The organism is Exiguobacterium sp. s5, from assembly GCF_018618075.1.
GTDB lineage: Bacteria > Bacillota > Bacilli > Exiguobacteriales > Exiguobacteriaceae > Exiguobacterium > Exiguobacterium mexicanum_A.
In genome coordinates this window covers 1-22,617 of sequence record NZ_JACSLK010000002.1, presented here as the reverse complement: position 1 = coordinate 22,617, position 22,617 = coordinate 1, and the positions used below count along the sequence as shown (strand labels likewise).

Below are 22,617 nucleotides of genomic sequence, written 5' to 3'. Positions count from 1 at the left end.
GGTGGAGAAGATGTTACAAGTATTGACGGCCGTCAAAAAAGAACCTGAGAAACGACAGACGAAAGGCTTGTTCCGCACGAAAGAAGAAGTCATCGCACCGCCGAAGTCGTACACGGACGAGATCGTCGAGATTATCCGTCACACATGCCGGTTTGATTGGATGATGATCGAACAAGTCGAGCTTGGTGAGGATGTGCTCGATTATGTATTGGTCGGCCCGAAAGGCGTCTTTTTAGTCCGCATCAATCGGACGACGTCGGCCGTCCATATGACGAACCGTGACTGTCGTCTCGAGACGTCGCTCGGTTGGAAAAACATCTATCCGCATCCGATGGAAGAGCTTGAGCGGATGACGAAGCACGTCAGGAGCGTCCTGAAGAAGCAATGCGGACAGGCAGTCCCTGTCACGTCGTTCTTGATTTTCCCTGAGACATCCCGTCTCAAGGTCGAACGCATCAAAGCCAACTGTGCCGATACGTTCGATGTGATTGATGACGTCATCGCGAAAACGAAGCTCGAGCTGTTATCGGAGGCGACAATTAAACACATCGCCTACTATTGCTCGGAGCGTCAAGTACATAAATGAAAATGGCGCTGAAGCTTCAGCGCCATTTTCATTTCAATAATTGTCGGGCTTGTTCTGCATCTTTACGATGGACGAACAAAGCGACCCGGTCGTCCAAGTTTTTTGCGAGCGGGCGGAACAGGCGCCCGGTCGGCAAGCCGTGTTCGACGCGACACGTGATGCCTTGTTCCGTCAAATACGTATAGTCGTCGAGCAGCGCCTCGCCTTGCTTGCCAAACGCCTCGCCGAAACGGACCCACTGTAAGTTGCGGACGGCGCGGATCGAGACGAGCACGACGAATGTGATGCCTAAGACGATAATCAATAGCGTTTCCAAATCCAAAGCGTTCAACCCCTTCTTTACATAATTTTAAGGGTGCAACCGCTTGAAAGCAACAACGATAGACCGGTATACTCAAAAGAAAGTGAGGGATGACGATGAAAACAACGATTCAATCGCGTCGCGAAGCCGTGACGCTGCTAGAAGACAAGCACGTGCTCTACATCCGCATCCATAACGGGCAGACCGGGATGATCAAACAAACCGAAGACGGAATCGTCGTCGCGATTCCGAATGAAGAGACGGACAAAGTCGATTTCCGCAAGTTAGAGGACATCGAAGCGTTTGAGGCGTTCTACGATTTGACGCTCTCGAAGCCAGGGACGCTTTATTATAACCAAGCGTAAACAAAGCTCCACTCATCTCGAGTGGAGCTTTTGTCATGGTGTCGGCAGCCAAGTGGACATCGTCTCTTGCAACGAATCAGGGCGCAGGTGCCGCTGTTTATGAAGCAAATAGCCATCCGGTCGGATGACGAGCACGCCGCGCTTCATGAACAATGATTTCGCGAGCTCGTTGCCTTGGTCGAAGAAGGGACGACTCGTCTTCGAGAGCGTGATGATTTGGAAGAACGATTGATGATCGTTCAAATAATCATAGAGTGCGGTCGCATCACGTTTATCATCGTCGAGGATGAGCACTTGGAACCGGCCGTCCGCAATCTCCGAGATTTTGGTGCGCAACCCGTCATCGGTCCGGATGATCTCGATCTCCGGGAAGATCTTGCCCTTGGTGACACGCAAGAACGGAATTCGGGAATGCCCGGGATAAGACAAGTGCAGTTGGGCGATTCGTTCCGTTATTTTTTGGTTGACCAAGTTGACGCGCGTAAAGACGTCGGCGCCGAGCGCTTGGAACGGCAAGAGGACAGGCAACGTCGTCTGTAACACCTCAGTCGCCACGTTCGTCGTCTGAAGTACGTTACGAGCCACGTGTTCACGTTCGTCGCGATACGAGGCGACGACGCGGAACGGGGCACCAGCCTTCAAATGAAGCCACAACTTCCACCCGAGGTTGAACGAGTCGGCGATGCCGGTGTTCATCCCTTGTCCGCCTACGGGTGAGTTGATATGGGCGGCGTCTCCCATTAAAATGACTCGATTGTGGATGAACGAGTCGACCATACGGTTGTGGACCCGGAAGAGCGAGAACCACTCAACTTCGTCGATCTCAACATCCATATGGCTTCGCTGTTCAATCAACTTGCGCAGTTCCGACTCATTGAACGACTCGTCGCTCGCGAGGTTCCCTGTGATGCGAATCGTGTCATCCGTGAGCGGGAAAACTTCTAAGACGCCCCGGTCGGAAAAGAAAATATGCACTTCTTCGCGCGAGATATTCCATTTGGCTTTCATATCGGCGAGCACCCACGACTCTTTGAACGATTTTCCGCTAAACGGAAGGGCGAGCATCCGGCGAATCGAACTGTTCGCCCCATCGGCCGCGACGACGTATTTGGCTTCGATCGTCCGGTTTGATGCATCTGACTCAAGGTGGGCGAGCACTCGAGACGGGTAATGTGTCAACGAGACGAGCGATTCACCGCGCTGGACGGAATGACCGTGTCCGTTTAACGCATCCTCTAAAATCGCCTCGGTCTCGTTTTGGCGTAGCAGCGTCACGAACGGGTACGGCGTGACGAGGCGAGAAAATTCAAGTTTGGCCGTCCATTGACCCGAGAAGTATAGATTGCCTTTCTCGATGGTCCGTGCCCGGCCGAGTACTTCCTTGGCGACATCGAGACGAGAGAACACTTCGATCGTTCGCGGTTGAATCCCGATGGCCCGGGAATTGTTCGACGGGGTCGTCTTACGATCAATGATTTCAAATGAGATCCCATATCTGGCTAACGTCAATCCGAGCGTGAGTCCGGTCGGGCCCGCTCCGACGATCAATACATCAACTTTTTTATCCACCACATCCACCAACTCCTATCGTTAATAATGATATTTCCGACATTTGATGCGTTTAAACGAGGAGACAACGGTGGAAGTGTAGAAACAAAGAGAACGAGGTGGAGAGAATGGACAAATCGTGGATCACGGAACAACAACTACGTGACAGTTTCTCGATGGAAGAAAACTATGAACAGACGGCAGCCGTTTTGATCCCGTTGACCGAGGTCGACGGGACGTGGCACGTCGTCTTTGAAGTACGCGCCCATACAATGCGGCGTCAACCCGGAGAAATCTCATTTCCGGGCGGCCGTCTCGATCCCGGTGAGACACCGGTCGAGGCCGCTGTTCGAGAGACGAGTGAGGAGTTATTACTCGCCTTATCCGATATCGAGGTCATCGGTCGCCTGCAGCCGCTCGCGACGCCGCACCGGCAACTGATCTATCCGTTCGTCGGGGTAATTCCACTGCTACCGGACGTGCATCATACGGATGAGGTCGACCATTTATTTTCAATCCCGGTCGAGACGTTGCTTTTGCTAGACCCGTTCCATGGGGAGATGGAATGGACGATGAACCCGGATCAAAATATCCCATTTGAACGGATGGCGAATGCTAAAGCGTACGAAAAACGGGTAATTAAAATGAGAGAACCTTTTTATGAACATGAAGACTACATTATTTGGGGATTGACTGGAAAAATTTTGACACAATTTATTAAACGGCTTAAAGAAAACGTATTCAAACCGATATAATTTCGTTATAATGATAGAAACAAATTTAAGATTGGAAGTGAATGGGTGTGTCTGTAGAATTCGTTGTGGGTGATATCGTCAAGTCAACTCGTGAAGGTTGGGTCGCAGAAGTGACTGCCGTATTGACCAATACGGTCATCGGGGACGTTTCCATCATGGAAGAATTTCAACAGCTTGGTCTCGAATTTGAGAAGCAAGTTTTACTGAAAAAAGATTTGGAATTGATCGAACGCGCCAGCTGACCTTTTAATCGAAAGGGATGATTCAGGTGTCCATTGACAAAAAAGTTCGTGAATGGGAAGAGGCCGGTTTACTTGATGAAGTGACCGGTCAGCGCTTGGTCGAATATGAACATAAGAAATTGGCGGTCGGTGACAAACGTGAGCACAAACCGCCTATTCTTGTGATCATCGGTTCTATTTTGCTCGCACTCAGTCTATTCAGCTTTGTCGCGGCCAATTGGCAAGCGATTCCTGACCTTGTGAAAGTCGCTATTTTCCTCGTGTTTATGGTCGGGATGTATGTGACCGCCGAACGCCTGCAAGTGAAGGCGTCACGCTATGTCACGCTGTTCCGGCTTTTAGGCGTCGCTTTCTTCGTCGCCACGATGATCGTCATCTTCTCCACTTATAATCTGTCCTCGCAAATCCCGCTCTTATTTTGGCTCTTCCTTGCCGTCGCTGTCCTGCATAAATTGATCTATAAGCATCCCATCTACACGTTCCTGGCCGCGCTCGCTGCCTTTTTGGCGATCACGAACAGTTTTCAAGGCATCGGCATCACGTTGATCGCGTTCGGGTTCCTCGTAACCTGGGTCTGGTTCCATTACGGAGACAACGAGCTCGATCGTATCTTCGCCTGGTTCGGCTTTTATGGCCTCCTCATCACAATCGGTCAATATGCCGGCTACGAAGGACGCTTTTGGCCGCTATGGGCCCTTGCTGCCTTACATGTCCTATTCCTTATCTATCGTGAGCGGGCCCAGTGGAATTATTTGTACCTCTTCGTCGCGGCCGTCCTATCGATCGGTTATTTAATCAATGCGACGGAAGGCTGGTTGTCGCAACGAACGCCCTCGGTCATCGAGGCGACGATCCTTTCGGTCGTCCTCGTCGCCGTCTATTTACTTCACCGACGCCAGGACTTGATGTGGGTCAGTTTACTCGCTGTCATCCCGTTCTCATTATTCGAAGACTCCGGCATCTTGCTAGCGGTGCTACTTGAAGTGGTCGCACTCGCCTATCTCGTCTATCAAGACCACAATCGCAAACCGATCGTGCTTGCTTTCATTTATTTCTTGCTCGTCCAAATGACGATTTACTTCATTTACGTTTGGGATCGACTCGACATTTCGCTGTTCTTCCTCATCGGAGCATTGATCGTCTTCGCATTGTCGCTCGCTTTGTGGTGGCGCAGCCGTAGCCGTACGAGAGGGGATGCTCAGACATGAAACGATTGACGCCTTGGCTAGTGCCGGTTTTGCAAGTAGTGATCGCTGTCGGTTTTATTCTGCTCGTCTATGCGGTCTCCTGGTTCGGAGAGACGTATACGTTCAAAGCGACCTCCTATGAGCCGTACGATCCGTTCTTTGGAGACTTTGTCTATTTGGAATACGATTCGTTCGACGGCAGACAAGATGTCGAATCAGGGACGGTATACGTGTCGTTCAAAACGGGGGACGACGGTTACGCGACCATTGATCGGGTCAGTTCACGGCCGTTCTTCGGTGGCACTCGTGCCAATTACTATGACCGGCAAGTGTATATCGATGACATGAGTTCGTATCGGGTCGCCGAAGAAGAAACGTCGGCGATCGAAGGTGCGAAAACGTTCGAAGTGGATGTCGACGTGGCACCTTGGGGCATGGTTCGCCCCCATGATTTACGCTCGATTGAAGCTGAAACAGAATGACAATCAGATTACAGATTTGTTACACGTTATGTTGTAACGAATCTGTAATTTTTTACGAAAACGGTTGGTAACACTAGGTTTATTGTAAATGTTACAGATTGTAACCAGTTCTTTCTTGATGTGTCAGAAATATTTCACTTCGTCAAAATCCCTTCTCGTGATTGAAACGACATGGTAAATTTACTCCTGTTCGTTAGATGACGAGAAAGGTGCTGACCTATTAATGCATTCCTTAAAATATATAATCGCGATTTTATTTGCCGCTGTTGGAACATTCGTGTTTGCTGCGAATGCCGATGCCGCCCAAATTGGAATCGGGACTGAACAGAAAATTGTCCAAAACCCACTTGAATTAGAACGTCAGGCCATTGAGTTGGAGCGCCAGCAAGAAATCGAACGCAAGAAACGTCTTGCCGAAGAGAAACGGCTCGCTGAAGAAAAACGTTTAGCCGAAGAAAAGCGCTTGGCAGAAGAGAAAGCCAAACGTGAACAGGCCGAGCGTGAAGCGAAAGCGAAAGCAGAACGTTTGGAAGAAGAAAAGCGCGTCGCTGCCGAAAAGGCACGACAAGAAGAAGCGAAACGCCAAGCCGCAGCAAAAACCGAGAAGAAGCAACAAGCGGCATCGAGTGCGACCGTGACACCGGTCTCGACACAAGGACGTGTCATTCAAGCCGAGTCAACGGCCTACACGAACGATGCAGCTGACAACGGTTCTTACGGGGGACGCGTCTTGACGGCGACAGGCCATGACGTGACAGACTCGATTTATTATAACGGCATGCGTATCATCGCAGTCGACCCATCTGTCATCCCGCTCGGTACGGTCGTTCAAATCGACGGCATCGGCCAAGCGATCGCCCTTGATACAGGAGGACGCATTAAAGGGAACATCGTCGATTTACTCGTCGACACGAAGAGCGAGGCCATCAATTGGGGTCGTCGTCATATCACAATCACATTGCCATAATTTAAAGGTTCTCCTGCGGGGGAACCTTTTTTGTCTCGCCTCGTGGGTTGGCAGTCTTTCGACCGCGTCCCAGCACGTTTCATTGTTTAACAATCGTTGGAAACGGGCAAACTAATATTTGACTTTCATGAAAAGTTACGAGCCGAGGAGGGGTAGAGTTGATAGAATTCCAAAATGTATCTAAGCGTTACGAAGACGGGACGTTAGCCGTCAAAGATTTGGATTTAACAGTACGAAGAGGCGAGATTTTTGTCTTGATCGGCCCATCAGGGTGTGGCAAGACGACAACCATGAAAATGGTGAATCGACTGATCGATCATACCGACGGGAAAATTTTGATTGATGGGAAAGAGATTTACCAATTCGATATTTATGAGTTACGCCGCAATATCGGTTATGTACTTCAACAAATTGCCTTATTCCCTCATTTAACGGTCGAAGAAAATATTTCTGTCGTTCCTGAACTATTGAAGTGGCCAAAGCAAAAGACGAAAGACCGCGTGACCGAACTCATGGAAATCGCCGGATTAGATCCCGTCTTGCGGGCTAAAAAGCCGACCGAGCTATCCGGTGGACAACAGCAACGCGTTGGGGTGCTCCGTGCGCTCGCGGCCGATCCTGACGTCATCTTGATGGATGAGCCGTTCTCGGCACTCGACCCAATCAGCCGGGGCCAACTCCAAGACGATATTAAACGCTTGAACGATGAACTTGGGAAAACGATTTTGTTCGTGACCCACGACATGCAGGAAGCGATGAAGCTCGGAGACCGTATCGCGTTGATGCGTGACGGCGAGTTGGTCGTCGTCGGGACACCAGATGAAATCAGAGCGAGCACGGACCCGTTCGTCCTCGACTTTACACAACGCGGAAGAGGTGAGGTTGATGCTTGAGACATTCCAAAACCGACGAGGGGAACTCGTCGAGGCGCTCATCGAGCACTTGCAGCTCTCCGTCGTCTCCTTATTGATCGCGGTCTTGATTGCCGTCCCGCTCGGTATTTGGTTGACGCGCCGTAAAAAAGTGGCCGAGACCGCCATCGGTGTCACTGCCATCATTCAAACGATTCCTTCTTTGGCGCTCCTCGGACTGATGATTCCACTTGTTGGGATTGGCGCCTTGCCGGCGACGATCGCCCTCGTGTTGTACGCCTTACTCCCAATTTTACGAAACACGTTCACCGGACTGAACGAGGTCGACAAATCGCTCATCGAAGCGGCACGAGCTTGCGGCATGAAGCCGAACCAGAGCTTGATGAAAGTCGAGCTCCCGCTCGCCTTGCCGGTCATTATGGCCGGGATTCGAACGGCGATGGTCCTCATCGTCGGGACGGCGACGCTCGCTGCCCTCGTTGGAGCAGGTGGGCTCGGGACGTTGATTCTTCTAGGAATCAACCGGAATGACAACTACTTGATTTTACTCGGCGCCATCCCGGCCGCCATCCTCGCTCTCTTGTTCGATTTCTTGCTCCGACAAATGGAAGGCGCGACAGCTACGCGGAATAAGACAAAATTGATTGCTGTCTCTACCGTCTTGGCGTTAATCGTCGCGGCACCGCTCGCGCTCGGTCGCACGCAACAGACCGATCTCGTCGTCGCCGGAAAACTTGGACCAGAGCCTGAAATTTTAATGAACTTGTATAAATTATTGATCGAGGAAGAGACTGATTTGACTGTTTCTGTCCGACCAAACTTTGGCGAGACGACATTCGTCTGGGGTGCGCTCCAATCTGGTGATGTCGATATTTACCCAGAATTCACAGGGACGGTACTCGCCAGTCTCGTGAAAGAGACACCGAACTCAAATGACGCTCGCGAAGTGTATGAACAGGCTCGTGATGCGCTGGCAGACGACGGTTATGCCTTGCTTGAGCCGATGCAGTTCAACAACACATATGCCATCGCCATCCCACGCGACTACGCCGAAGAGGAAGGCATCACATCGATTTCTGATTTACGGAACGTGCAAACGGACATTAAAGCCGGCTTCACGCTCGAGTTTACGGACCGGGAAGACGGATACCCTGGACTTCAGCAAGCCTACGGTCTCGACTTCCCGTCGGTCGTATCGATGGAACAGAAACTCCGTTACCGCGCCATCGCTCGTGGTGACGTCAACCTTGTCGATGCATACGCGACGGACCCGGATATCGCCGAGAATGATTTGCTCGTCCTTGAAGATGATCAACAGTTCTTCCCGCCATATCAAGGGGCACCGTTGCTCAAGCAAGAGACATTAGACGAGCACCCTGAAATCGAGGACGCGCTCAATCAATTGGCCGGTAAAATTACAGATGAAGAAATGTCTGAACTCAACCGCCGCGTCGCGTATGGGAATGAGCGTGCTTATGACGTCGCACAAGACTTCTTGGAGCAGGAAGGTCTCCTATGAGAGCAATGATTATCTCGAATCCAACATCCGGTGCAAGTGAAACGATGCTCGGTGAGGTCGTCGGGACGGTCGAATCCTTGTATGACGAGATTCTGATTCGAAAGACGCTCGAACAAGGAGATGCTGCCCGCTTTGCCGAGGCGAGTGGGTCGTTCGAGCACTTGATCGTCATCGGTGGGGACGGGACCCTGCATGAGGTCGTCAACGGCCTCATGTCACTTCCGAAGGACGAGCGTCCGACGGTCGGCCTCGTCCCCGGTGGTACGTGCAACGACTTTGCCCGTGCGCTCGATTTACCAGTCGAACCGATTGAGGCGGCCCGGTTATTTAAGATGAGTCATGTCCAGCCCGTCGACGTCATGCGGGTCAATGATCGATATGGCCTCAATTTTATTGGGGTCGGCCTGATCGCCGACGCATCGCGACAAATCGATCCGCTCCAAAAAGAATCACTCGGATCCATTGGGTATTTTTTAGCGACAATCCGGCAGTTTCGTGAACTCGACCCGTTCGACGTCCGCATCGAGCAGGACGGAGAAGTCGTCCATGATGGGCCGGTCAGTTTTTTGTACGTCGGAAACGGGGCATATCTTGGTACGGTACCGACAAAGTTACCGACCCAATCGTTCACCGACGGACTCGTCGAAGTCGTGCACAGCTCGGCCATCGGCTTTCCAATGATTCGGCAACTGCTTACGCAACAACTCGGACTCGAACAGTCGTCGCCGGAGTGGGTCCATCTACAGATGTCTCAACTGACCGTCCATTTGAGCGAATCACAGATCATCGACGTCGATGGGGAACATTTTGAGGCGGACCGATTACACATCGACGTCTTGCCAAGTGAACTGACATTCCTTGTGCCATCCCACTAAAAACCAGACAGAGAAAAGAATTCAGACTTTTCTCTGTTTTTTGTTGTTCTCATTTCTGAACCGTGTTAGTATTTCACTATTATTATGAAAATAGATATGAAAACAGGAAGTAGGGATGGTAATGGCGCAAAACTCGTTCGCCTCAAAAATTGGATTCATCTTAGCGGCCGCAGGGTCAGCGATTGGTCTCGGTGCGATCTGGAAATTTCCGTATGTCACCGGCACAAGTGGAGGCGGCGCCTTTTTGCTCATGTTTTTAGCGTTTACGCTCTTACTCGGTCTCCCGTTATTGATCGGTGAGTTCATCGTCGGACGCTCGACACAAAAAACGGCACTGCTCGCATTCAAAAAATTAGGACACGGCCGTTGGACGCTCGTCGGTTACCTTGGTGTCATCGCATGTTTCTTATTGCTCTCATTCTACAGTGTCATCGGTGGTTGGGTCTTAATCTATGTCGGTCTCGGCTTGAGCGGGACATTGAACGGCCGATCGCCTGACGAATTCGGTGCCGTCTTCGGAGATGTCGTCTCGTCACCAGGCATCGCCGTGTTCGGTCAATTCTTATTCTTATTGATCACGCTCTTAATCGTGCTAAAAGGCGTCGAAGCTGGAATCGAGCGGATGAGCAAGATCTTGATGCCGCTCCTGTTCGTCAGTTTCATCGTCCTCGTCATCCGCTCATTGACGCTCGACGGGGCGATGGAAGGGGTTCGCTTCTTCTTGCAGCCTGACTTCTCTGCCTTGACGGGGGAATCGGTCTTGTTCGCCCTCGGTCAAGCGTTCTTCTCGCTATCACTCGGGGTTGCGGCCATGTTGACGTATGCGTCCTACATTAAAACGAAAGGCACGCTCAATCGCTCGGCGAACATGATTGTTCTATTGAACATCGCCGTCTCGCTGTTGGCGGGTCTCGCGATTTTCCCGGCCGTGTTCGCATCAGGTCTCGACCCGGCTGAAGGCCCGGCGCTTCTCTTCGTCGTCTTGCCGGCCGTCTTCAATCAAGTCCCGCTCGGTGGTTTCTTCATGGTATTGTTCTTCTTGCTGTTCACGTTCGCCTCGATCACGTCATCGATTGCGATGCTTGAAGTCGTCGTCGCCGGTGTGACCGACCGACTGAACGAAAAGAAACAGACGATGTCGAAACGGAACGTCACACTCTTGTCAGCAGCGATCGTTTTTGCGGTTGGTATCCCTTCGGCCCTCTCGTTCGGAGTGATGAGCGAGATACAGTTCTTGAACGGTCGTACGTTCTTCGATTCGATGGACTATATCGTCAGCTATGTCTTGATGCCGGTCGGTGCGCTCTTGACATCGATTTTCGTCGGGTATGTCGTTGATCAACGCATTCTTAAAGAAGAGATTCAAACATCGGGCGCTGGTGTCAAGCTGTACCCGGTCTGGCACTTCCTCATTCGTTATGTCATTCCGGTGACGGTCGCCATCGTCATGGTGACAACGTGGGTCACGGTTTAACGTGACGAACTCCTCCTGATTCATTGAATCAGGAGGTTTTTTTACATTCGAGCGACCCTGACTTTTCGTTCTTGCGACCGAGAGAGCGTGCGGCGTCATTATGCTAAGCTTATAAAGATGACGAAACTTTTTTTGAAGGGTCACGTAAGGTACAATAGAAGTATCATGAGACGAGGTGAAACGGATGAAAACATGGATGAAATGGGCCCTGACCGGGGCGATCCTATATTTTGCCATAAACGTTTTTGATTTCTCTTGGTTGTTTATCATCGTCGGGGCGCTCGTATTAAACGAAGTGTGGTCGACCAATAAACGCCGGAAGCGGGCACCGGCCCCCGTTGCCAAACGGGCCAAGAAAAAGCTGTTGCTCGATGAAGACGAACCGTTCGTCGGCTCGCGTATCTTGAAACCGCTTGAAGAAGCGGCGCCGGTACGTCAGTTCGAGGCGACCGACGATTTAGAGCTTCAATTTTTGCAACGGACGATTGAACAAGGCTATGAGAAACTGCAACAAATCGACCGCGTCTTGCCGGAAATCAAAGACATCGAGGTGCGGCGTGAGATGAAGGCCGTCTCGAAGGAAGCGCACGAACTGTTCGCCGAACTGTTCGAGAATCCACAAGACGCGAAACATGTTCGTGATCTCTTCACGTTCTATTTGGATTCGCTTGTGTCGGTCGTGTTGAAATTTAAAGAACTAGAAGGAAAACGCGTCGTCATTCAAGAAGAGACACGTGAACAGTTGATTACCAATATGCGACTCATCGTCGATAAGTTCAAACAGCAACGCAGCCGTCTCTTAGAAGACGATGCGGTCGACTTTGAACGAGAGTTGATCATGATGGAAAAAGTATTGGCCGATCAACCAGAAGGGAGAAAAAAACATGACTTCATCGAATGAAACGAACTGGCAGTCATGGCCAGAAGAAGAGCTCACTTCACAGACGAAAACGAAGACGGAAACCGATGCGATTTCGGACCCGTCCGTGGACTGGTCATCTATGACAGAGAAACATGAGGTGCCGGCGATTCAAGTGAATCCAGATGTCCCCCAGGAACACCGAGAACGGATCACGCGCATCGCAGAGTCGATCGATATTAAAAAGACAGATTCCGTCATGTTGTTCGGCTCAAACGTGCAACGCGAACTGTCGCAATTCTCGGACCAAATCTTGACCGAGGTCCGGATGAAGGATGGCGGTGACGCCGGAAAGCTATTGTCCGACTTGATGCAGAACGTACGCAAGATGGACCCGGACATGTTGCAGCCAGAGAAGAAGAGTTTTATGGACAACTTGCCGCTCATCGGACGGGCCAAGAAGAAAGCCGAGAACTACAAACTCCAGTTTGAAAAGATGAGCGTCTATTTAGAAGAAGTCATCCATAATCTAGACCGGGCCAAGTTCGGTTTGATGAAGGACATCACGATGCTCGATCAGATGTACGATAAGAACAAGCGTTATTTTGAAGAGCTTAACGTCTATATCGCCGCCGGTGAGACGAAACTTGACCACGTGCGCAGCTATGAGATCGCCCCGCTCCGTCAAGAAGTGGAGATGTCGAAAGACCAGGTCAAACTTCAACAGTTGAACGACATGATTCAACTCGCGGACCGATTCGAGAAAAAATTGCACGATTTGAAACTGAGCCGGACAATCAGTCTGCAGATGGCACCGCAAATTCGGGTCATCCAACAGAACAACCAGATTCTAGCCGAGAAAATCGAGTCGGCGGTCGTCAATACGATTCCGCTCTGGAAAAACCAAGTCGTGCTTGCGCTCAGCTTGACACGACAAAAGACGGCGCTCCGCATGCAGCAAGACGTCACGAAGACGACGAACACGTTGCTCGAGCAGAACTCGAAGATGTTGAAAGACTCATCGATCGAGATCGCCACAGAGAACGAGAAAGGCATCGTTTCGGTCGAATCGCTCAAAGTGGCGCACGAGAACTTGCTCTCGACGCTCGACGAGACGCTCCGGATTCAACAAGAAGGACGTCAGAAGCGTCGTGAGGCCGAACGTGAACTCGATCGCATGGAGCACGAGTTGAAAGAAAAAGTCATCGAGATCGCTTCAAAAAACAAAGAGTTGCCAAAAGAGACTGGATATTGAACGAGGAAAGTCTGAGCCCTCAGACTTTCCTTTTCTTTGAGGAGGATAAGAAAATGGAAAAACAACGGCTATGGGATGAGACGTGGTTGCAGTTCGCTGATATGATGGCGGTACGCCATTCGAAATGCGCCTCGAAAAGTGTCGCTTGCGTCATCGTCAAAGATGAGAAGCCGATCTCGATTGGGCTCAATGGGACGCCACCCGGGCATACGAACTGCAATGAGATCTTTTTAAAACGGGAAGACGGTTTTTATAAACGGGCCGAGTACGTGTCAGAAGATGCGGTCGATTTGCTCGAGGCACCGGTTTCATTCATCCATGAGGGTGTGACATTTATTAGATGTTCGGACCCATACGACCACCATAATTGGTCGAAGCAACATGAAATCCACGCCGAAATCAACGCGATTGGTAAGCTCGCCGCGGATTCGACGAACGCCTTCGGCGCGACAGCCTATGTGACCCACTCACCATGTCATGCCTGTTCGCTCGCTTTGATTGCGTCACGCGTAGCCCGTGTCGTCTATGCGGTCGGCTATGAGCACGGTGACGGCCTCGATTTGATGCGTGAGAGTGGGATTGACGTGGTACATATGCCACTCGAAAAAAGTTTCAAAAACACATTGTAAACGTTTACATTCGATGTTATATTATTAATGTACTGCCAATGGTGTTTTACTCTTCCATTATTCGTCTCTCTTCGGAGGGACCTTTTTTTATGGCTAAGCACAGGTGAGACAAAGTTTACACATAATGTTCAATATTTCACAATCTTTTCGTGGGTTTCTTTCTTATAATGAAAGTAGATTAACGAGAGGGGAAATGTTACATGGAAAAACAAGTTCGTTTCACAGATGGTGCCTATGATGTGGAAGCGTTGATCACACTCGAAGAGGTGTGGGAAGATAAATTTGCCATCGGGACGCATAAAGAGCTCGCCGTTAAGTCATTAAAGATCAACGGAAATGAGGTTTCGGAGTTGAAGCACGTTCGGGCGTTGCTTCGCTACTATCCGACGCTCGGTGTCTCGGGCATCTTGCTAGCGCTCGATGGTGCCGCAGCTGAGATCGTCGCCTTGTCAGGGGATACGGATCCGGCGCTCCGGTTTGTTGAACTCGTGGCGTTACAAATGGACGAGGCAGCGACGGAAGAGTTGAAAGACCTATACGCCGAGATGGCGGTCTAACTTTGTAAGGATGACACCCACGTCATCCTTTTTTCATTTTCGGGTTGCAATGCGGGTTCAGTATGGTATTATTGTCAATAGATGAAGAAATGGAACGCCATATCGTTATCGACAACCAAAAATGGGGATCTAGATAGCTAGATCGCTGTGAAAAAGCCACGTTCATAGGAACGTGGCTTTTTTTTGTATAATTTCGAACCCGGCGCCGACATCGAAGGCGATATGGGCGTCTGAACCGAGCACGAACGGGATGCCGAGTGCGGCCGCCTCGGACGCGACGTCAATGGCGTAAGGTTGGCCGCAATCGGGCTTGCGGAGACCGGCCGTATTCAAATCGAGACCGAAACCGCGCGTGGCGATCGTTTGTAGCAAGCGCGTCTGTTCGTCCTGCACGTTCGAGCGGGCCCACGTGTACTTGTGTTGATATTTGATCGGTAAGTCGATATGTCCGATGCGGTCCACTTTCAAGCGCTCCCAAGGGAATGCGAGTCCGGCAGCGAGCGCCGTGTAGTATTGTTTCATCACGGCCTCGAACGAGCCGACACGTTTGACGAGCGCATCAAACGTGTCGGCCGAGAAGTCGATAGGCAGGAGCTCGTCGTCGACGAGGAGAAAGTGTTGGGACAAGATTGCTTCGTCTAATACGTCGGCATACGGCTCGAGCAACGCCAGCGTCTCGGACTCATATCCGGGCAAATAGTCGATCTCCAAACCGATGCGGAGATCAAGTTCGGGATACGACCGCTTCAACGTCTGCAAAGCTTCTATATAACGCGGGAGCAAATCGAGCGCCATCGCTGAATCTTGGTCTGGCGTCGGGTCTTGAAACCGGGCCGGGAGAGGAGCGTGCTCCGTGAACGTGAGCGTCTTGATTCCTTGGTTCAAGGCGCGCTTTACATACGCTTCGAGCGAATCGGATGAACCATGCGGACAAAATGGGGTGTGAAGGTGACCATCACGGGTAAAGTCAATCATCAGTCGACATTCCTTTCGAGTTCGCCGGTTGACAGCAACGGCTTGGTTTGATAAATTTAACACACTACTTTAGTTTGGTAAAGTGATAATAAGATAAAGGGTGATATTGATGATCTGGTTCAATACAAAAGGATCCATCCCGGAAGGATGGCACGAATTGCAAGGGGAAGACGTCCTGCGTCCGAAGCAGTGGATGTTGTCATTTTTAGAACGAGCCGAGTCAAATGGCTACAGTGTCATTGAGCCGCCGCTCGTGGAATATTATTCGCACTATCAAGACTTGGCCTTGTTCGATGAGTCGGCCTATTATCGTCTGTTCGGGAATGACGGCGAGTTGCTCGTCATGCGTCCGGACTATACGTTGCAAATCGCTCGGAAGCTCGCCGATGGTCATGAACCGATGCGAGTCGCCTATGCCGGTGCCGTCTATCGGCGTACCCCGAAACATTCGGGTCAGCCGCATGAGCGTCAACAGCTCGGGCTTGAATGGATTGATGGTGATGCACCAGATATGGAGCTGATTGCATCGTTCCTCAGTATGACCGAGCGGGTGTTGCCGCAAGACGGGCTTCGGATTCAAGTCGGCTCGGCTGCCTTGGTCGCGGCCGTGGCGGAAGAGGCCGGGATCCCAGAGCGGACGCTCCGTCAATATTTGGCGCTCCGTAACTTGGAATCACTTCGTGACCTCGCGGATACGTACCAATACCCGTTAATCGCGAAGCTACCGTTCTTAATCGGTGATTCGGCACTCGCTGAACTACGAGAAGTCGCCGAGCCAGGGTTGACGGCTGCGATCAATGAAGTCGAGCGGGCGGTCGAACATTTACGCGCCATCGGTTTGAACGTATCGTACGACTTTGGACAGACCGGCGATTTTGATTATTATTCAGGATTGACGGTGACAGGAAGCATCGACGGACGGCGCGTCCTCTCGGGCGGTCGCTATGATTCGCTATACGGACATTTCGGCCAATCGCGACGGGCGTTCGGATTGTCGCTTGATTTAGAACAGTTAGGTGAGGTGATTTTATGAAAGTGGCCATCGCGAAAGGACGCATTGAAAAAGCGGCCCGAGACTATTTCGAACAAGTCGGATTAACCGTCTGGCCCGAAAAACGCGGCCGAGAACTGACCGTCGAAGTCGACGGGCATGAGTTCATCTTCGTCAAAGGGGATGACGTCTATAAATATGTCATGCACGGCGCGGCTGATGTCGGCGTCGTCGGTGGCGACATCTTGCGAGAGAAGACGCCTGGCGTCCTCGAAGTCGTCGATTTGCCGTTCGGCCGTTGCCGGATGGCGGTTTGCGGACCGAAAGAACGAAAGAACGGGACGAAAAAATTGAAAGTCGCGAGCAAGTATCCGAATATCGCCATCTCTCACTTCGCTTCGAAGCGACAGAACGTCGAAGTGATTGCGTTGAACGGTTCGGTCGAACTCGCACCGCTCACAGGACTCGCCGATTGCATCGTCGATATCGTCGAGACGGGGGCGACGCTTCGTGCGAACGACCTCGAGGAATACGAAACGATTTTCACGGTGAACGCCAAGTTCATCACGAGTGAGACGGCGCTCGCTAACGATCCTGATGAATTGAAGGCCTGGATTCGTCGTTTAAGCAAGGAGGAAGCGAAATGAGCACGGAAACGAATCGGAGCCGGCGTGAAAGCTGGGCGGAAGCGGTTAAGCCAATTCTCGAGGCCGTGGAGTCGAACGGAGATGAGGCGCTCCTAGAGTTTACAAAGAAATTTGACGGTGTCGACGTAATCGAAACGGTCGACTTGACGGCCTTCACGCCACCTGAAGCTTACGGGGAGTTGACCGAGGCGTTGACGCTCGCCGCCGAACGCATTCGCACGTTCCACGAGCGTCAGCGTCGTCAAGACGACGCGTATGAAGATGGCATGTTCAGACTCGGACGTCGCTTCATGCCACTCGACTCGGTCGGCGTGTACGTACCGGGTGGGACGGCCGTCTATCCCTCGAGCGTCTTGATGAACATCATCCCGGCGAAAGTGGCCGGTGTGAAACGGATCGTCATGGTGACGCCGCCAAAACCAGATGGCATCGACTTGTCGCTATTGATTGCGGCAAAAATCGCAGGGGCAGATGAGTGTCATCTGGTCGGCGGGGCACAAGCCGTGGCCGCGCTTGCGTTTGGCACCGAGACGATCAAACCGGTCGACAAGATTGTCGGACCTGGTAACGCCTATGTCGCGACCGCGAAGTCGCTCGTCTCTCACATCGTCGGCATCGACTCGGTCGCTGGGCCGTCTGAAGTACTCATCATCGCCGATGAGACGGCCAATCCGAAATGGGTCGCCGCCGACTTGCTCGCCCAAGCCGAACATGACGTCGAAGCGACGGCACTCGCTCTCGTCACGTCAGACGAGTTGGCCGAACGGATCGAACAGGAATTGGCACGCCAGCTGGCCGAGCTACCACGCCGTGACATTGCGGTCGAGGCATTGAAACGAGGCGGGGTACGCATCATGTCGAGCGAACGTGCAATCGAAGTCGCCAACGAGATGGCAGCCGAGCACGTGCAACTTGCCGTCTCCGACCCGGAAACCTATATGCAAGCCATCCGTCACGGTGGTTCGTTCTTCCTCGGTCATGAAGCCGCGGAAGCGTTTGGCGATTACATCGCTGGACCAAACCACGTCTTGCCGACGAGCGGGACGGCCCGCTTCTCGAGCGGCCTCTCGGTCGATGATTTTTACCGGAGACAGACGTTCCTTCAGATGACGGAGCTCGATGAACGTGTCACACGCGCCGCGATTCGCATCGCACAACAAGAACAACTTGACGGCCACGCCCGAGCGATGGCGGTTCGATTGGAGGACGTATGAGACAGAACTATGAGACGATTCCCCGCTACGTCCCGCAGGCGGTCAAAGGACATGCGTTGAATCAAAACGAGAGCCAATATGAGTTCCCAGAGCGGTTAAAGACGGCAATCCGAGAGCTTCCGCTCGATTTGAGCCATTATCCGGTCGATGAGTTGGCAGCGCTGAAACAAAGTTATGCGACATATGCTGGTGTGGATCCGCAACAACTCATGGTCGGGAGCGGCAGTGACGAACTGCTAGCCATTTTATGTCAGGCAATTCTTGACGCCGATGACGTCGTCGCCGCCCCGATTCCCGATTTTTCGATGTACGGCATTTATACGCATATCGCTCGCGGGAATTTTGTGCAGCCGGATGCGGACGGATTGTCGATTCAATCATTGCTCGAGACGATCGAGGCGGAACGGCCGAAACTTGTGCTCGTGTCGAACCCGAACAATCCGACGGGAAAGATGTGGTCACTCGATGAACTCGAAACGGTCGCTAGCCGTGTTCCATATCTCGTCGTGGACGAGGCATATATCGATTTCACGATGGAAGATTCATTCAAAGACCGACTCGCGGACCACGCGAACGTCATCATTCTCCGTACGTTATCGAAAGCGTTCGGACTCGCGAATCTGCGCATCGGTTTCATGATTGCCGACGAGCGCTTAATCGAGAAGATTGACCGGTTCCGTTCGCCATTCAACGTGAGCGGGCTGAGTGCGGCCGTGGCGACGGTCGTGTTGAACGACTCCGAATATATCGAGGAGTCGATCAACTTCCATCAAACGCAACGACAAAAGCTTGAAACGTTGCTCGCACCGATTGGAAACGTCTTACCGAGCCGTGCCAATTTCCTATACGTCAAAACACCGGACAGCGAAGCTTGGGCCGCCCGTTTCTTAGAAAAGGATGTCCATGTTCGCGCGTTCGCAGACGGGATTCGTGTCAGTGCCGGCACGGACGAGGCGTACCGCTTGCTTCAACAAACGATAGAAGAGGTGACTTCACTTGAGAACAGCTGAGACGAAACGAGAGACAAAAGAGACGAACATCGAGCTCAAGCTTGATTTGAATGGGACAGGACAAAGTGACATCAAGACAGGTGTCGGCTTCTTTGACCATATGCTGACACTGTTCGCGTTCCACAGCCAAATCGATTTGACGGTCCATGTCGAAGGGGATACGTGGGTCGACGCTCACCATACGGTCGAAGACGTCGGAATCGCCCTTGGGCAGATGATCAATCAAGCGCTCGGCGACAAAATCGGCATTCGCCGCTACGGCACGAGTTATTTGCCGATGGACGAGACGCTCGCGCGTGCCGTCGTCGACGTGTCGGGCCGTCCGTTCCTCGTCTACCGGGCTGATATTAAAAATCCGAAACTCGGAGACTTTGATACCGAGCTCGCCGAAGAGTTTTTCCGGGCCGTGGCGATGAACGCCCGGTTGACACTGCACCTAGAGGTCCTCTACGGGTCGAACTCGCACCACATGATTGAAGGGTTGTTCAAGGCGTTCGGTCGCGCCCTCGCCGAGGCGATTGGGCAAGACGGGTCGAATCGATTGCCGTCGACGAAAGGACTGATCGAAGGATGAAAATCGCGGTCATCGATTATGGAATGGGTAACGTGTTCAACGTCGAACGGGCACTCCAAGCTATCGGCTGTTACGTCATCATCACGAACGATCCAGTGGAAATCAAGGCAGCTGATGCCATCTTGTTACCTGGTGTCGGAGCGTTCCCGCAGGCGATGCAATCGCTGAACGAGACGGGTCTGATTCCGCTGTTGAAACGGTCGGCACAAGAAAAACCGTTCCTTGGCATTTGCCTTGGCATGCAGCTCTTATTCGAGTCGAGCACGGAAGGGTTGCCGACAGAAGGACTCGGTTTGATTAAAGGGCGCGTCGAACGGATGCGGGCGAAACGTCTGCCACACGTCGGCTGGAACTCGATTTTGCGAGACGAGGACGTCTATTTCGTTCACTCGTATCACGTCGTGACCGACCCGACCCATGTGATCGCTTCTGCCGATTATATGGGGGAAGACGTGCCAGCCATCGTGCAAAAAGGGCTCGTCACGGGGATGCAGTTCCACCCGGAGAAGAGCGGCGCGTTTGGACTCAGTTTATTGAAAGAATGGAAGGAGGCGGTCGAACGTGAGATTACTACCGGCCATTGATTTGATTGACGGAAAAATCGTCCGCTTGACGGAAGGCGATTTCAATACAGAAGAACAGTATGGCGACCCATACGAAAAATTGAAGGAATGGCAAGGGCGCGTTCCGATGCTTCACTTGATTGATCTCGAGGGAGCGAAAGCCGGCGAACCGAGACATCTTGATGTCGTCCGATTCGCCAAATCGTGCGGCTTCTTCGTCCAGACCGGCGGAGGCATTCGTTCCGAGGAAGCGCTCGATGCGGTCATGGCGACCGGCGCCGACCGTGTCTTGCTTGGGACAAAGGCGTTTACAGACCCGGATTTCTTGGACCGGGCGCTCGCGAAGTACGGTGATCGTGTCGCCGTCGCCCTCGACGCCTATGATGGCATCGTCGCCGTCAACGGATGGCAAGAAGCGACCGACTTAAAAGATATCGATGCCGCGAAAGAACTCGTCGACCGTGGGGTCAAGACGATTCTCTATACGGATATCGGTTCGGACGGGAAATTGAACGGACCGAACCTTGAGCGGATGAAGGCGCTCCGTGAGGCTGTTTCGGTCACGATCATTGCCTCGGGTGGCGTGACGACCGAGGCTGACGTCGAGGCGCTTCAAGCGGCCGGCATCGACGAGGCGGTCGTCGGGAAGGCACTACTCTCCGGACAAGTCAGTCTTGATGACTTGATCGAGTGGGAGGCGCGCCATGCTTAAACGTCGCATCATTCCGTGTCTTGATGTGAAAGACGGTCGTGTCGTCAAAGGGATCGAGTTTGTCGCGTTACGTGACATCGGCGACCCGGTCGAGATTGCCAAGTATTATGACGCCTCCGGTGCGGATGAGCTCGTGTTTCTCGATATCACCGCGAGTACGGAACGCCGCCAGACGATGCTTGACGTCGTCAGTGCTGTCGCCCGGAAAGTGTTCATTCCGCTCACGGTCGGTGGCGGCATCCGGTCGCTTGAGGATATTTCCTCGCTCTTAAAAGCTGGGGCCGATAAAGTGTCGCTCAACACGCTCGCCGTCGAATCACCCGATTTGATCAAACGAGCGGCCGAGCGGTTCGGGTCACAATGTATCGTCATCGCCATCGATGTCAAGTTCGAAGACGACGATTACTTCGTCTATACGTATGGCGGGAAGAACCGGACCGAGTTGCGGGCCGTCGATTGGGCAAAGCAAGTGGCCGCACTTGGGGCGGGTGAACTGCTCGTCACGTCGATGAATCAGGACGGAAAGCAGAGCGGCTACGATTTGCGAATCCTTGATTTGCTCCGGGACGCCGTCGATATCCCGATTATCGCCTCTGGCGGTGCCGGGAACGCGAATCACGTCGTCGACGCGCTCGAGAAGGTCGATGCGGCGCTACTCGCCTCGATTTTGCATGACCGGAAAACGACAGTGGAAGAGGTGAAACACGTATGCAGCGAGCACAACTTGCCGATGCGGTTCGTTACGACGACAATGGATTGATTCCAGCCATCATCGTGTCGACAGAGGACGACGCCGTCCTCATGTTAGGCTACATGAACGACGAGGCGATTCAGAAGACGCTCGAGACGAACACGGTCACGTTCTGGTCACGTTCGAAAGGGAGACTCTGGATGAAAGGGGAGTCGAGCGGAAATACGCTCGAGCTCGAAAGCATCCACGTCGATTGTGATCAAGACGCGTTGTTGGTCCGTGTCCGTGCCAATGGACCGACGTGTCATACAGGAAATCGAAGCTGCTTTTTCACGGAGGTGGAAGGATGATTCACGAATTAGAGAAGTTGATTCAAGAACGACAGGCGTCACCGAAGGAAGGCTCATACACATCGTATCTGTTCGACCAAGGTGTCGACAAGATTGCCAAAAAGTTTGGGGAAGAGTCGTTCGAGGTCGTCATCGCGGCGCTGAACGATGAAGATTTGGTCGAAGAGTCGGCCGACCTCTTGTACCATTTGCTCGTCTTACTCGCCGCCAAAGGCGTTTCATTACAAGACGTTGAGGCGCTCCTCGCCAAACGGCACGGGACGACGACTCCGGCGAAACCACGCCGAGACGTTACCGACTGGTAACACAAAAAGGAACGAAGCCACAATGATATGCTCCCCAATAGGTAGACAGATGAAATAACAAATCTGTTTATTCTATTGGGGAGTGTTTTTTTATGGCGAGAAGTCGGCATTC

26 protein-coding genes and 1 pseudogene are annotated in these 22,617 nt (G+C 52.2%); 24 read left to right on the top strand and 3 right to left on the bottom strand.

Going from position 1 to position 22,617, the window contains the following annotated elements:
• Positions 1–10 precede the first annotated feature (10 nt).
• Complete coding sequence (locus KNP60_RS04195) at positions 11–586, top strand: NERD domain-containing protein (RefSeq protein ID WP_138859540.1); 576 nt, start codon at positions 11–13, stop codon at positions 584–586.
• A 28-nt stretch (positions 587–614) separates the two neighbouring features.
• Here the strand turns inward: KNP60_RS04195 and KNP60_RS04190 are convergent, their stop codons facing one another.
• Positions 615–908: a hypothetical protein gene (locus KNP60_RS04190; RefSeq protein ID WP_235420186.1), complete on the bottom strand. Its 294-nt coding sequence runs from the start codon at positions 906–908 to the stop codon at positions 615–617.
• Between the two features lie 95 nt (positions 909–1,003).
• Between KNP60_RS04190 and KNP60_RS04185 the strand changes: the two genes are divergently transcribed.
• Positions 1,004–1,252 (top strand): hypothetical protein, encoded by a 249-nt coding sequence (locus tag KNP60_RS04185; protein WP_034779838.1) that lies wholly within the window; start codon positions 1,004–1,006, stop codon positions 1,250–1,252.
• 33 nt (positions 1,253–1,285) lie between these two features.
• Here KNP60_RS04185 and KNP60_RS04180 read toward each other — a convergent pair whose 3' ends face one another.
• Positions 1,286–2,824, bottom strand: coding sequence for an FAD-dependent monooxygenase (locus KNP60_RS04180; RefSeq protein ID WP_235420188.1), 1,539 nt, complete (start codon positions 2,822–2,824; stop codon positions 1,286–1,288).
• Positions 2,825–2,928: 104 nt separating this feature from the next.
• On the opposite strand from KNP60_RS04180, the gene KNP60_RS04175 reads away from it, so the two are divergent.
• From KNP60_RS04175 to KNP60_RS04115, 13 genes are all read left to right on the top strand, one after another.
• Complete coding sequence (locus KNP60_RS04175) at positions 2,929–3,555, top strand: NUDIX hydrolase (RefSeq protein WP_214709992.1); 627 nt, start codon at positions 2,929–2,931, stop codon at positions 3,553–3,555.
• A 41-nt stretch (positions 3,556–3,596) separates the two neighbouring features.
• The gene (locus KNP60_RS04170; protein ID WP_021067243.1) at positions 3,597–3,797 is read left to right on the top strand and encodes a DUF2187 family protein; all 201 of its coding nucleotides are present in this window, start codon (positions 3,597–3,599) and stop codon (positions 3,795–3,797) included.
• 17 nt (positions 3,798–3,814) lie between these two features.
• Positions 3,815–5,005 carry a DUF2157 domain-containing protein gene (locus tag KNP60_RS04165; RefSeq protein WP_214797015.1) on the top strand — a complete coding sequence of 397 codons (1,191 nt, stop codon included), beginning with the start codon at positions 3,815–3,817 and terminating at the stop codon, positions 5,003–5,005.
• A complete protein-coding gene (locus tag KNP60_RS04160; RefSeq protein WP_034777369.1) occupies positions 5,002–5,466 on the top strand; it encodes a GDYXXLXY domain-containing protein in 465 nt (154 codons plus the stop codon). Before KNP60_RS04165 ends, KNP60_RS04160 begins: the two co-directional genes overlap by 4 nt.
• A 223-nt stretch (positions 5,467–5,689) precedes the next feature.
• On the top strand, positions 5,690–6,433 hold the full coding sequence (locus tag KNP60_RS04155) for a 3D domain-containing protein (RefSeq protein WP_034777370.1): 744 nt from the start codon (positions 5,690–5,692) through the stop codon (positions 6,431–6,433).
• Positions 6,434–6,591: 158 nt separating this feature from the next.
• Positions 6,592–7,326: an ABC transporter ATP-binding protein gene (locus KNP60_RS04150; RefSeq protein ID WP_034777371.1), complete on the top strand. Its 735-nt coding sequence runs from the start codon at positions 6,592–6,594 to the stop codon at positions 7,324–7,326.
• Positions 7,319–8,824 (top strand): ABC transporter permease/substrate-binding protein, encoded by a 1,506-nt coding sequence (locus KNP60_RS04145; protein ID WP_214797014.1) that lies wholly within the window; start codon positions 7,319–7,321, stop codon positions 8,822–8,824. Before KNP60_RS04150 ends, KNP60_RS04145 begins: the two co-directional genes overlap by 8 nt.
• Complete coding sequence (locus tag KNP60_RS04140; RefSeq protein ID WP_214797013.1) at positions 8,821–9,699, top strand: diacylglycerol/lipid kinase family protein; 879 nt, start codon at positions 8,821–8,823, stop codon at positions 9,697–9,699. The genes KNP60_RS04145 and KNP60_RS04140 overlap by 4 nt, the downstream gene beginning before the upstream one ends.
• Positions 9,700–9,820: 121 nt before the next feature.
• Positions 9,821–11,173 carry a sodium-dependent transporter gene (locus KNP60_RS04135; RefSeq protein ID WP_214797199.1) on the top strand — a complete coding sequence of 451 codons (1,353 nt, stop codon included), beginning with the start codon at positions 9,821–9,823 and terminating at the stop codon, positions 11,171–11,173.
• 184 nt (positions 11,174–11,357) lie between these two features.
• A complete protein-coding gene (locus tag KNP60_RS04130) occupies positions 11,358–12,074 on the top strand; it encodes a 5-bromo-4-chloroindolyl phosphate hydrolysis family protein (protein ID WP_034777375.1) in 717 nt (238 codons plus the stop codon).
• A complete protein-coding gene (locus KNP60_RS04125; protein WP_034777376.1) occupies positions 12,058–13,287 on the top strand; it encodes a toxic anion resistance protein in 1,230 nt (409 codons plus the stop codon). The genes KNP60_RS04130 and KNP60_RS04125 overlap by 17 nt, the downstream gene beginning before the upstream one ends.
• A 53-nt stretch (positions 13,288–13,340) precedes the next feature.
• Complete coding sequence (locus KNP60_RS04120; RefSeq protein WP_034777377.1) at positions 13,341–13,916, top strand: deoxycytidylate deaminase; 576 nt, start codon at positions 13,341–13,343, stop codon at positions 13,914–13,916.
• Positions 13,917–14,116: 200 nt separating this feature from the next.
• Positions 14,117–14,473 (top strand): hypothetical protein, encoded by a 357-nt coding sequence (locus tag KNP60_RS04115; RefSeq protein WP_034777378.1) that lies wholly within the window; start codon positions 14,117–14,119, stop codon positions 14,471–14,473.
• Between the two features lie 162 nt (positions 14,474–14,635).
• Here the strand turns inward: KNP60_RS04115 and hisJ are convergent, their stop codons facing one another.
• Positions 14,636–15,448, bottom strand: coding sequence for a histidinol-phosphatase HisJ (hisJ, locus tag KNP60_RS04110; protein WP_214752796.1), 813 nt, complete (start codon positions 15,446–15,448; stop codon positions 14,636–14,638).
• Between the two features lie 109 nt (positions 15,449–15,557).
• Between hisJ and KNP60_RS04105 the strand changes: the two genes are divergently transcribed.
• The 9 genes and pseudogenes from KNP60_RS04105 to hisIE all read left to right on the top strand — a co-directional run bounded on the left by KNP60_RS04105 (position 15,558) and on the right by hisIE (position 22,505).
• Positions 15,558–16,481 carry an ATP phosphoribosyltransferase regulatory subunit gene (locus KNP60_RS04105; RefSeq protein ID WP_214710981.1) on the top strand — a complete coding sequence of 308 codons (924 nt, stop codon included), beginning with the start codon at positions 15,558–15,560 and terminating at the stop codon, positions 16,479–16,481.
• Complete coding sequence (hisG, locus tag KNP60_RS04100; RefSeq protein WP_034777382.1) at positions 16,478–17,086, top strand: ATP phosphoribosyltransferase; 609 nt, start codon at positions 16,478–16,480, stop codon at positions 17,084–17,086. The genes KNP60_RS04105 and hisG overlap by 4 nt, the downstream gene beginning before the upstream one ends.
• Positions 17,083–18,300, top strand: a complete 1,218-nt coding sequence (hisD, locus tag KNP60_RS04095) for a histidinol dehydrogenase (RefSeq protein ID WP_034777383.1) — start codon at positions 17,083–17,085, stop codon at positions 18,298–18,300. The genes hisG and hisD overlap by 4 nt, the downstream gene beginning before the upstream one ends.
• Entirely contained in the window at positions 18,297–19,310 is a 1,014-nt protein-coding gene (locus KNP60_RS04090) for a pyridoxal phosphate-dependent aminotransferase (protein WP_138859525.1), read from the top strand. The genes hisD and KNP60_RS04090 overlap by 4 nt, the downstream gene beginning before the upstream one ends.
• Positions 19,297–19,884 (top strand): imidazoleglycerol-phosphate dehydratase HisB, encoded by a 588-nt coding sequence (hisB, locus tag KNP60_RS04085; RefSeq protein WP_214797012.1) that lies wholly within the window; start codon positions 19,297–19,299, stop codon positions 19,882–19,884. The genes KNP60_RS04090 and hisB overlap by 14 nt, the downstream gene beginning before the upstream one ends.
• Positions 19,881–20,468 (top strand): imidazole glycerol phosphate synthase subunit HisH, encoded by a 588-nt coding sequence (gene hisH / locus KNP60_RS04080; RefSeq protein WP_214797011.1) that lies wholly within the window; start codon positions 19,881–19,883, stop codon positions 20,466–20,468. The genes hisB and hisH overlap by 4 nt, the downstream gene beginning before the upstream one ends.
• Positions 20,446–21,159, top strand: a complete 714-nt coding sequence (gene hisA / locus KNP60_RS04075; protein WP_214710015.1) for a 1-(5-phosphoribosyl)-5-[(5-phosphoribosylamino)methylideneamino]imidazole-4-carboxamide isomerase — start codon at positions 20,446–20,448, stop codon at positions 21,157–21,159. The genes hisH and hisA overlap by 23 nt, the downstream gene beginning before the upstream one ends.
• Positions 21,152–21,919, top strand: coding sequence for an imidazole glycerol phosphate synthase subunit HisF (hisF, locus tag KNP60_RS04070; RefSeq protein WP_214797010.1), 768 nt, complete (start codon positions 21,152–21,154; stop codon positions 21,917–21,919). The genes hisA and hisF overlap by 8 nt, the downstream gene beginning before the upstream one ends.
• Positions 21,868–22,505 (top strand): annotated as a pseudogene (gene hisIE, locus KNP60_RS15670) (bifunctional phosphoribosyl-AMP cyclohydrolase/phosphoribosyl-ATP diphosphatase HisIE). The gene hisF and the pseudogene hisIE overlap by 52 nt, the downstream one beginning before the upstream one ends.
• Positions 22,506–22,617 lie beyond the last annotated feature (112 nt).

Bases quoted from the DNA above. Each gene is read 5' to 3' on its own strand.
- KNP60_RS04195 (WP_138859540.1), top strand. From the start codon at position 11: ATGTTACAAGTATTGACGGCCGTCAAAAAAGAACCTGAGAAACGACAG.
- KNP60_RS04185 (WP_034779838.1), top strand. From the start codon at position 1,004: ATGAAAACAACGATTCAATCGCGTCGCGAAGCCGTGACGCTGCTAGAA.
- KNP60_RS04175 (WP_214709992.1), top strand. From the start codon at position 2,929: ATGGACAAATCGTGGATCACGGAACAACAACTACGTGACAGTTTCTCG.
- KNP60_RS04170 (WP_021067243.1), top strand. From the start codon at position 3,597: ATGGGTGTGTCTGTAGAATTCGTTGTGGGTGATATCGTCAAGTCAACT.
- KNP60_RS04165 (WP_214797015.1), top strand. From the start codon at position 3,815: ATGATTCAGGTGTCCATTGACAAAAAAGTTCGTGAATGGGAAGAGGCC.
- KNP60_RS04160 (WP_034777369.1), top strand. From the start codon at position 5,002: ATGAAACGATTGACGCCTTGGCTAGTGCCGGTTTTGCAAGTAGTGATC.
- KNP60_RS04155 (WP_034777370.1), top strand. From the start codon at position 5,690: ATGCATTCCTTAAAATATATAATCGCGATTTTATTTGCCGCTGTTGGA.
- KNP60_RS04145 (WP_214797014.1), top strand. From the start codon at position 7,319: ATGCTTGAGACATTCCAAAACCGACGAGGGGAACTCGTCGAGGCGCTC.
- KNP60_RS04140 (WP_214797013.1), top strand. From the start codon at position 8,821: ATGAGAGCAATGATTATCTCGAATCCAACATCCGGTGCAAGTGAAACG.
- KNP60_RS04135 (WP_214797199.1), top strand. From the start codon at position 9,821: ATGGCGCAAAACTCGTTCGCCTCAAAAATTGGATTCATCTTAGCGGCC.
- KNP60_RS04130 (WP_034777375.1), top strand. From the start codon at position 11,358: ATGAAAACATGGATGAAATGGGCCCTGACCGGGGCGATCCTATATTTT.
- KNP60_RS04125 (WP_034777376.1), top strand. From the start codon at position 12,058: ATGACTTCATCGAATGAAACGAACTGGCAGTCATGGCCAGAAGAAGAG.
- KNP60_RS04120 (WP_034777377.1), top strand. From the start codon at position 13,341: ATGGAAAAACAACGGCTATGGGATGAGACGTGGTTGCAGTTCGCTGAT.
- KNP60_RS04115 (WP_034777378.1), top strand. From the start codon at position 14,117: ATGGAAAAACAAGTTCGTTTCACAGATGGTGCCTATGATGTGGAAGCG.
- hisJ (WP_214752796.1), bottom strand. From the start codon at position 15,448: ATGATTGACTTTACCCGTGATGGTCACCTTCACACCCCATTTTGTCCG.
- KNP60_RS04105 (WP_214710981.1), top strand. From the start codon at position 15,558: ATGATCTGGTTCAATACAAAAGGATCCATCCCGGAAGGATGGCACGAA.
- hisG (WP_034777382.1), top strand. From the start codon at position 16,478: ATGAAAGTGGCCATCGCGAAAGGACGCATTGAAAAAGCGGCCCGAGAC.
- hisD (WP_034777383.1), top strand. From the start codon at position 17,083: ATGAGCACGGAAACGAATCGGAGCCGGCGTGAAAGCTGGGCGGAAGCG.
- KNP60_RS04090 (WP_138859525.1), top strand. From the start codon at position 18,297: ATGAGACAGAACTATGAGACGATTCCCCGCTACGTCCCGCAGGCGGTC.
- hisH (WP_214797011.1), top strand. From the start codon at position 19,881: ATGAAAATCGCGGTCATCGATTATGGAATGGGTAACGTGTTCAACGTC.
- hisF (WP_214797010.1), top strand. From the start codon at position 21,152: ATGCTTAAACGTCGCATCATTCCGTGTCTTGATGTGAAAGACGGTCGT.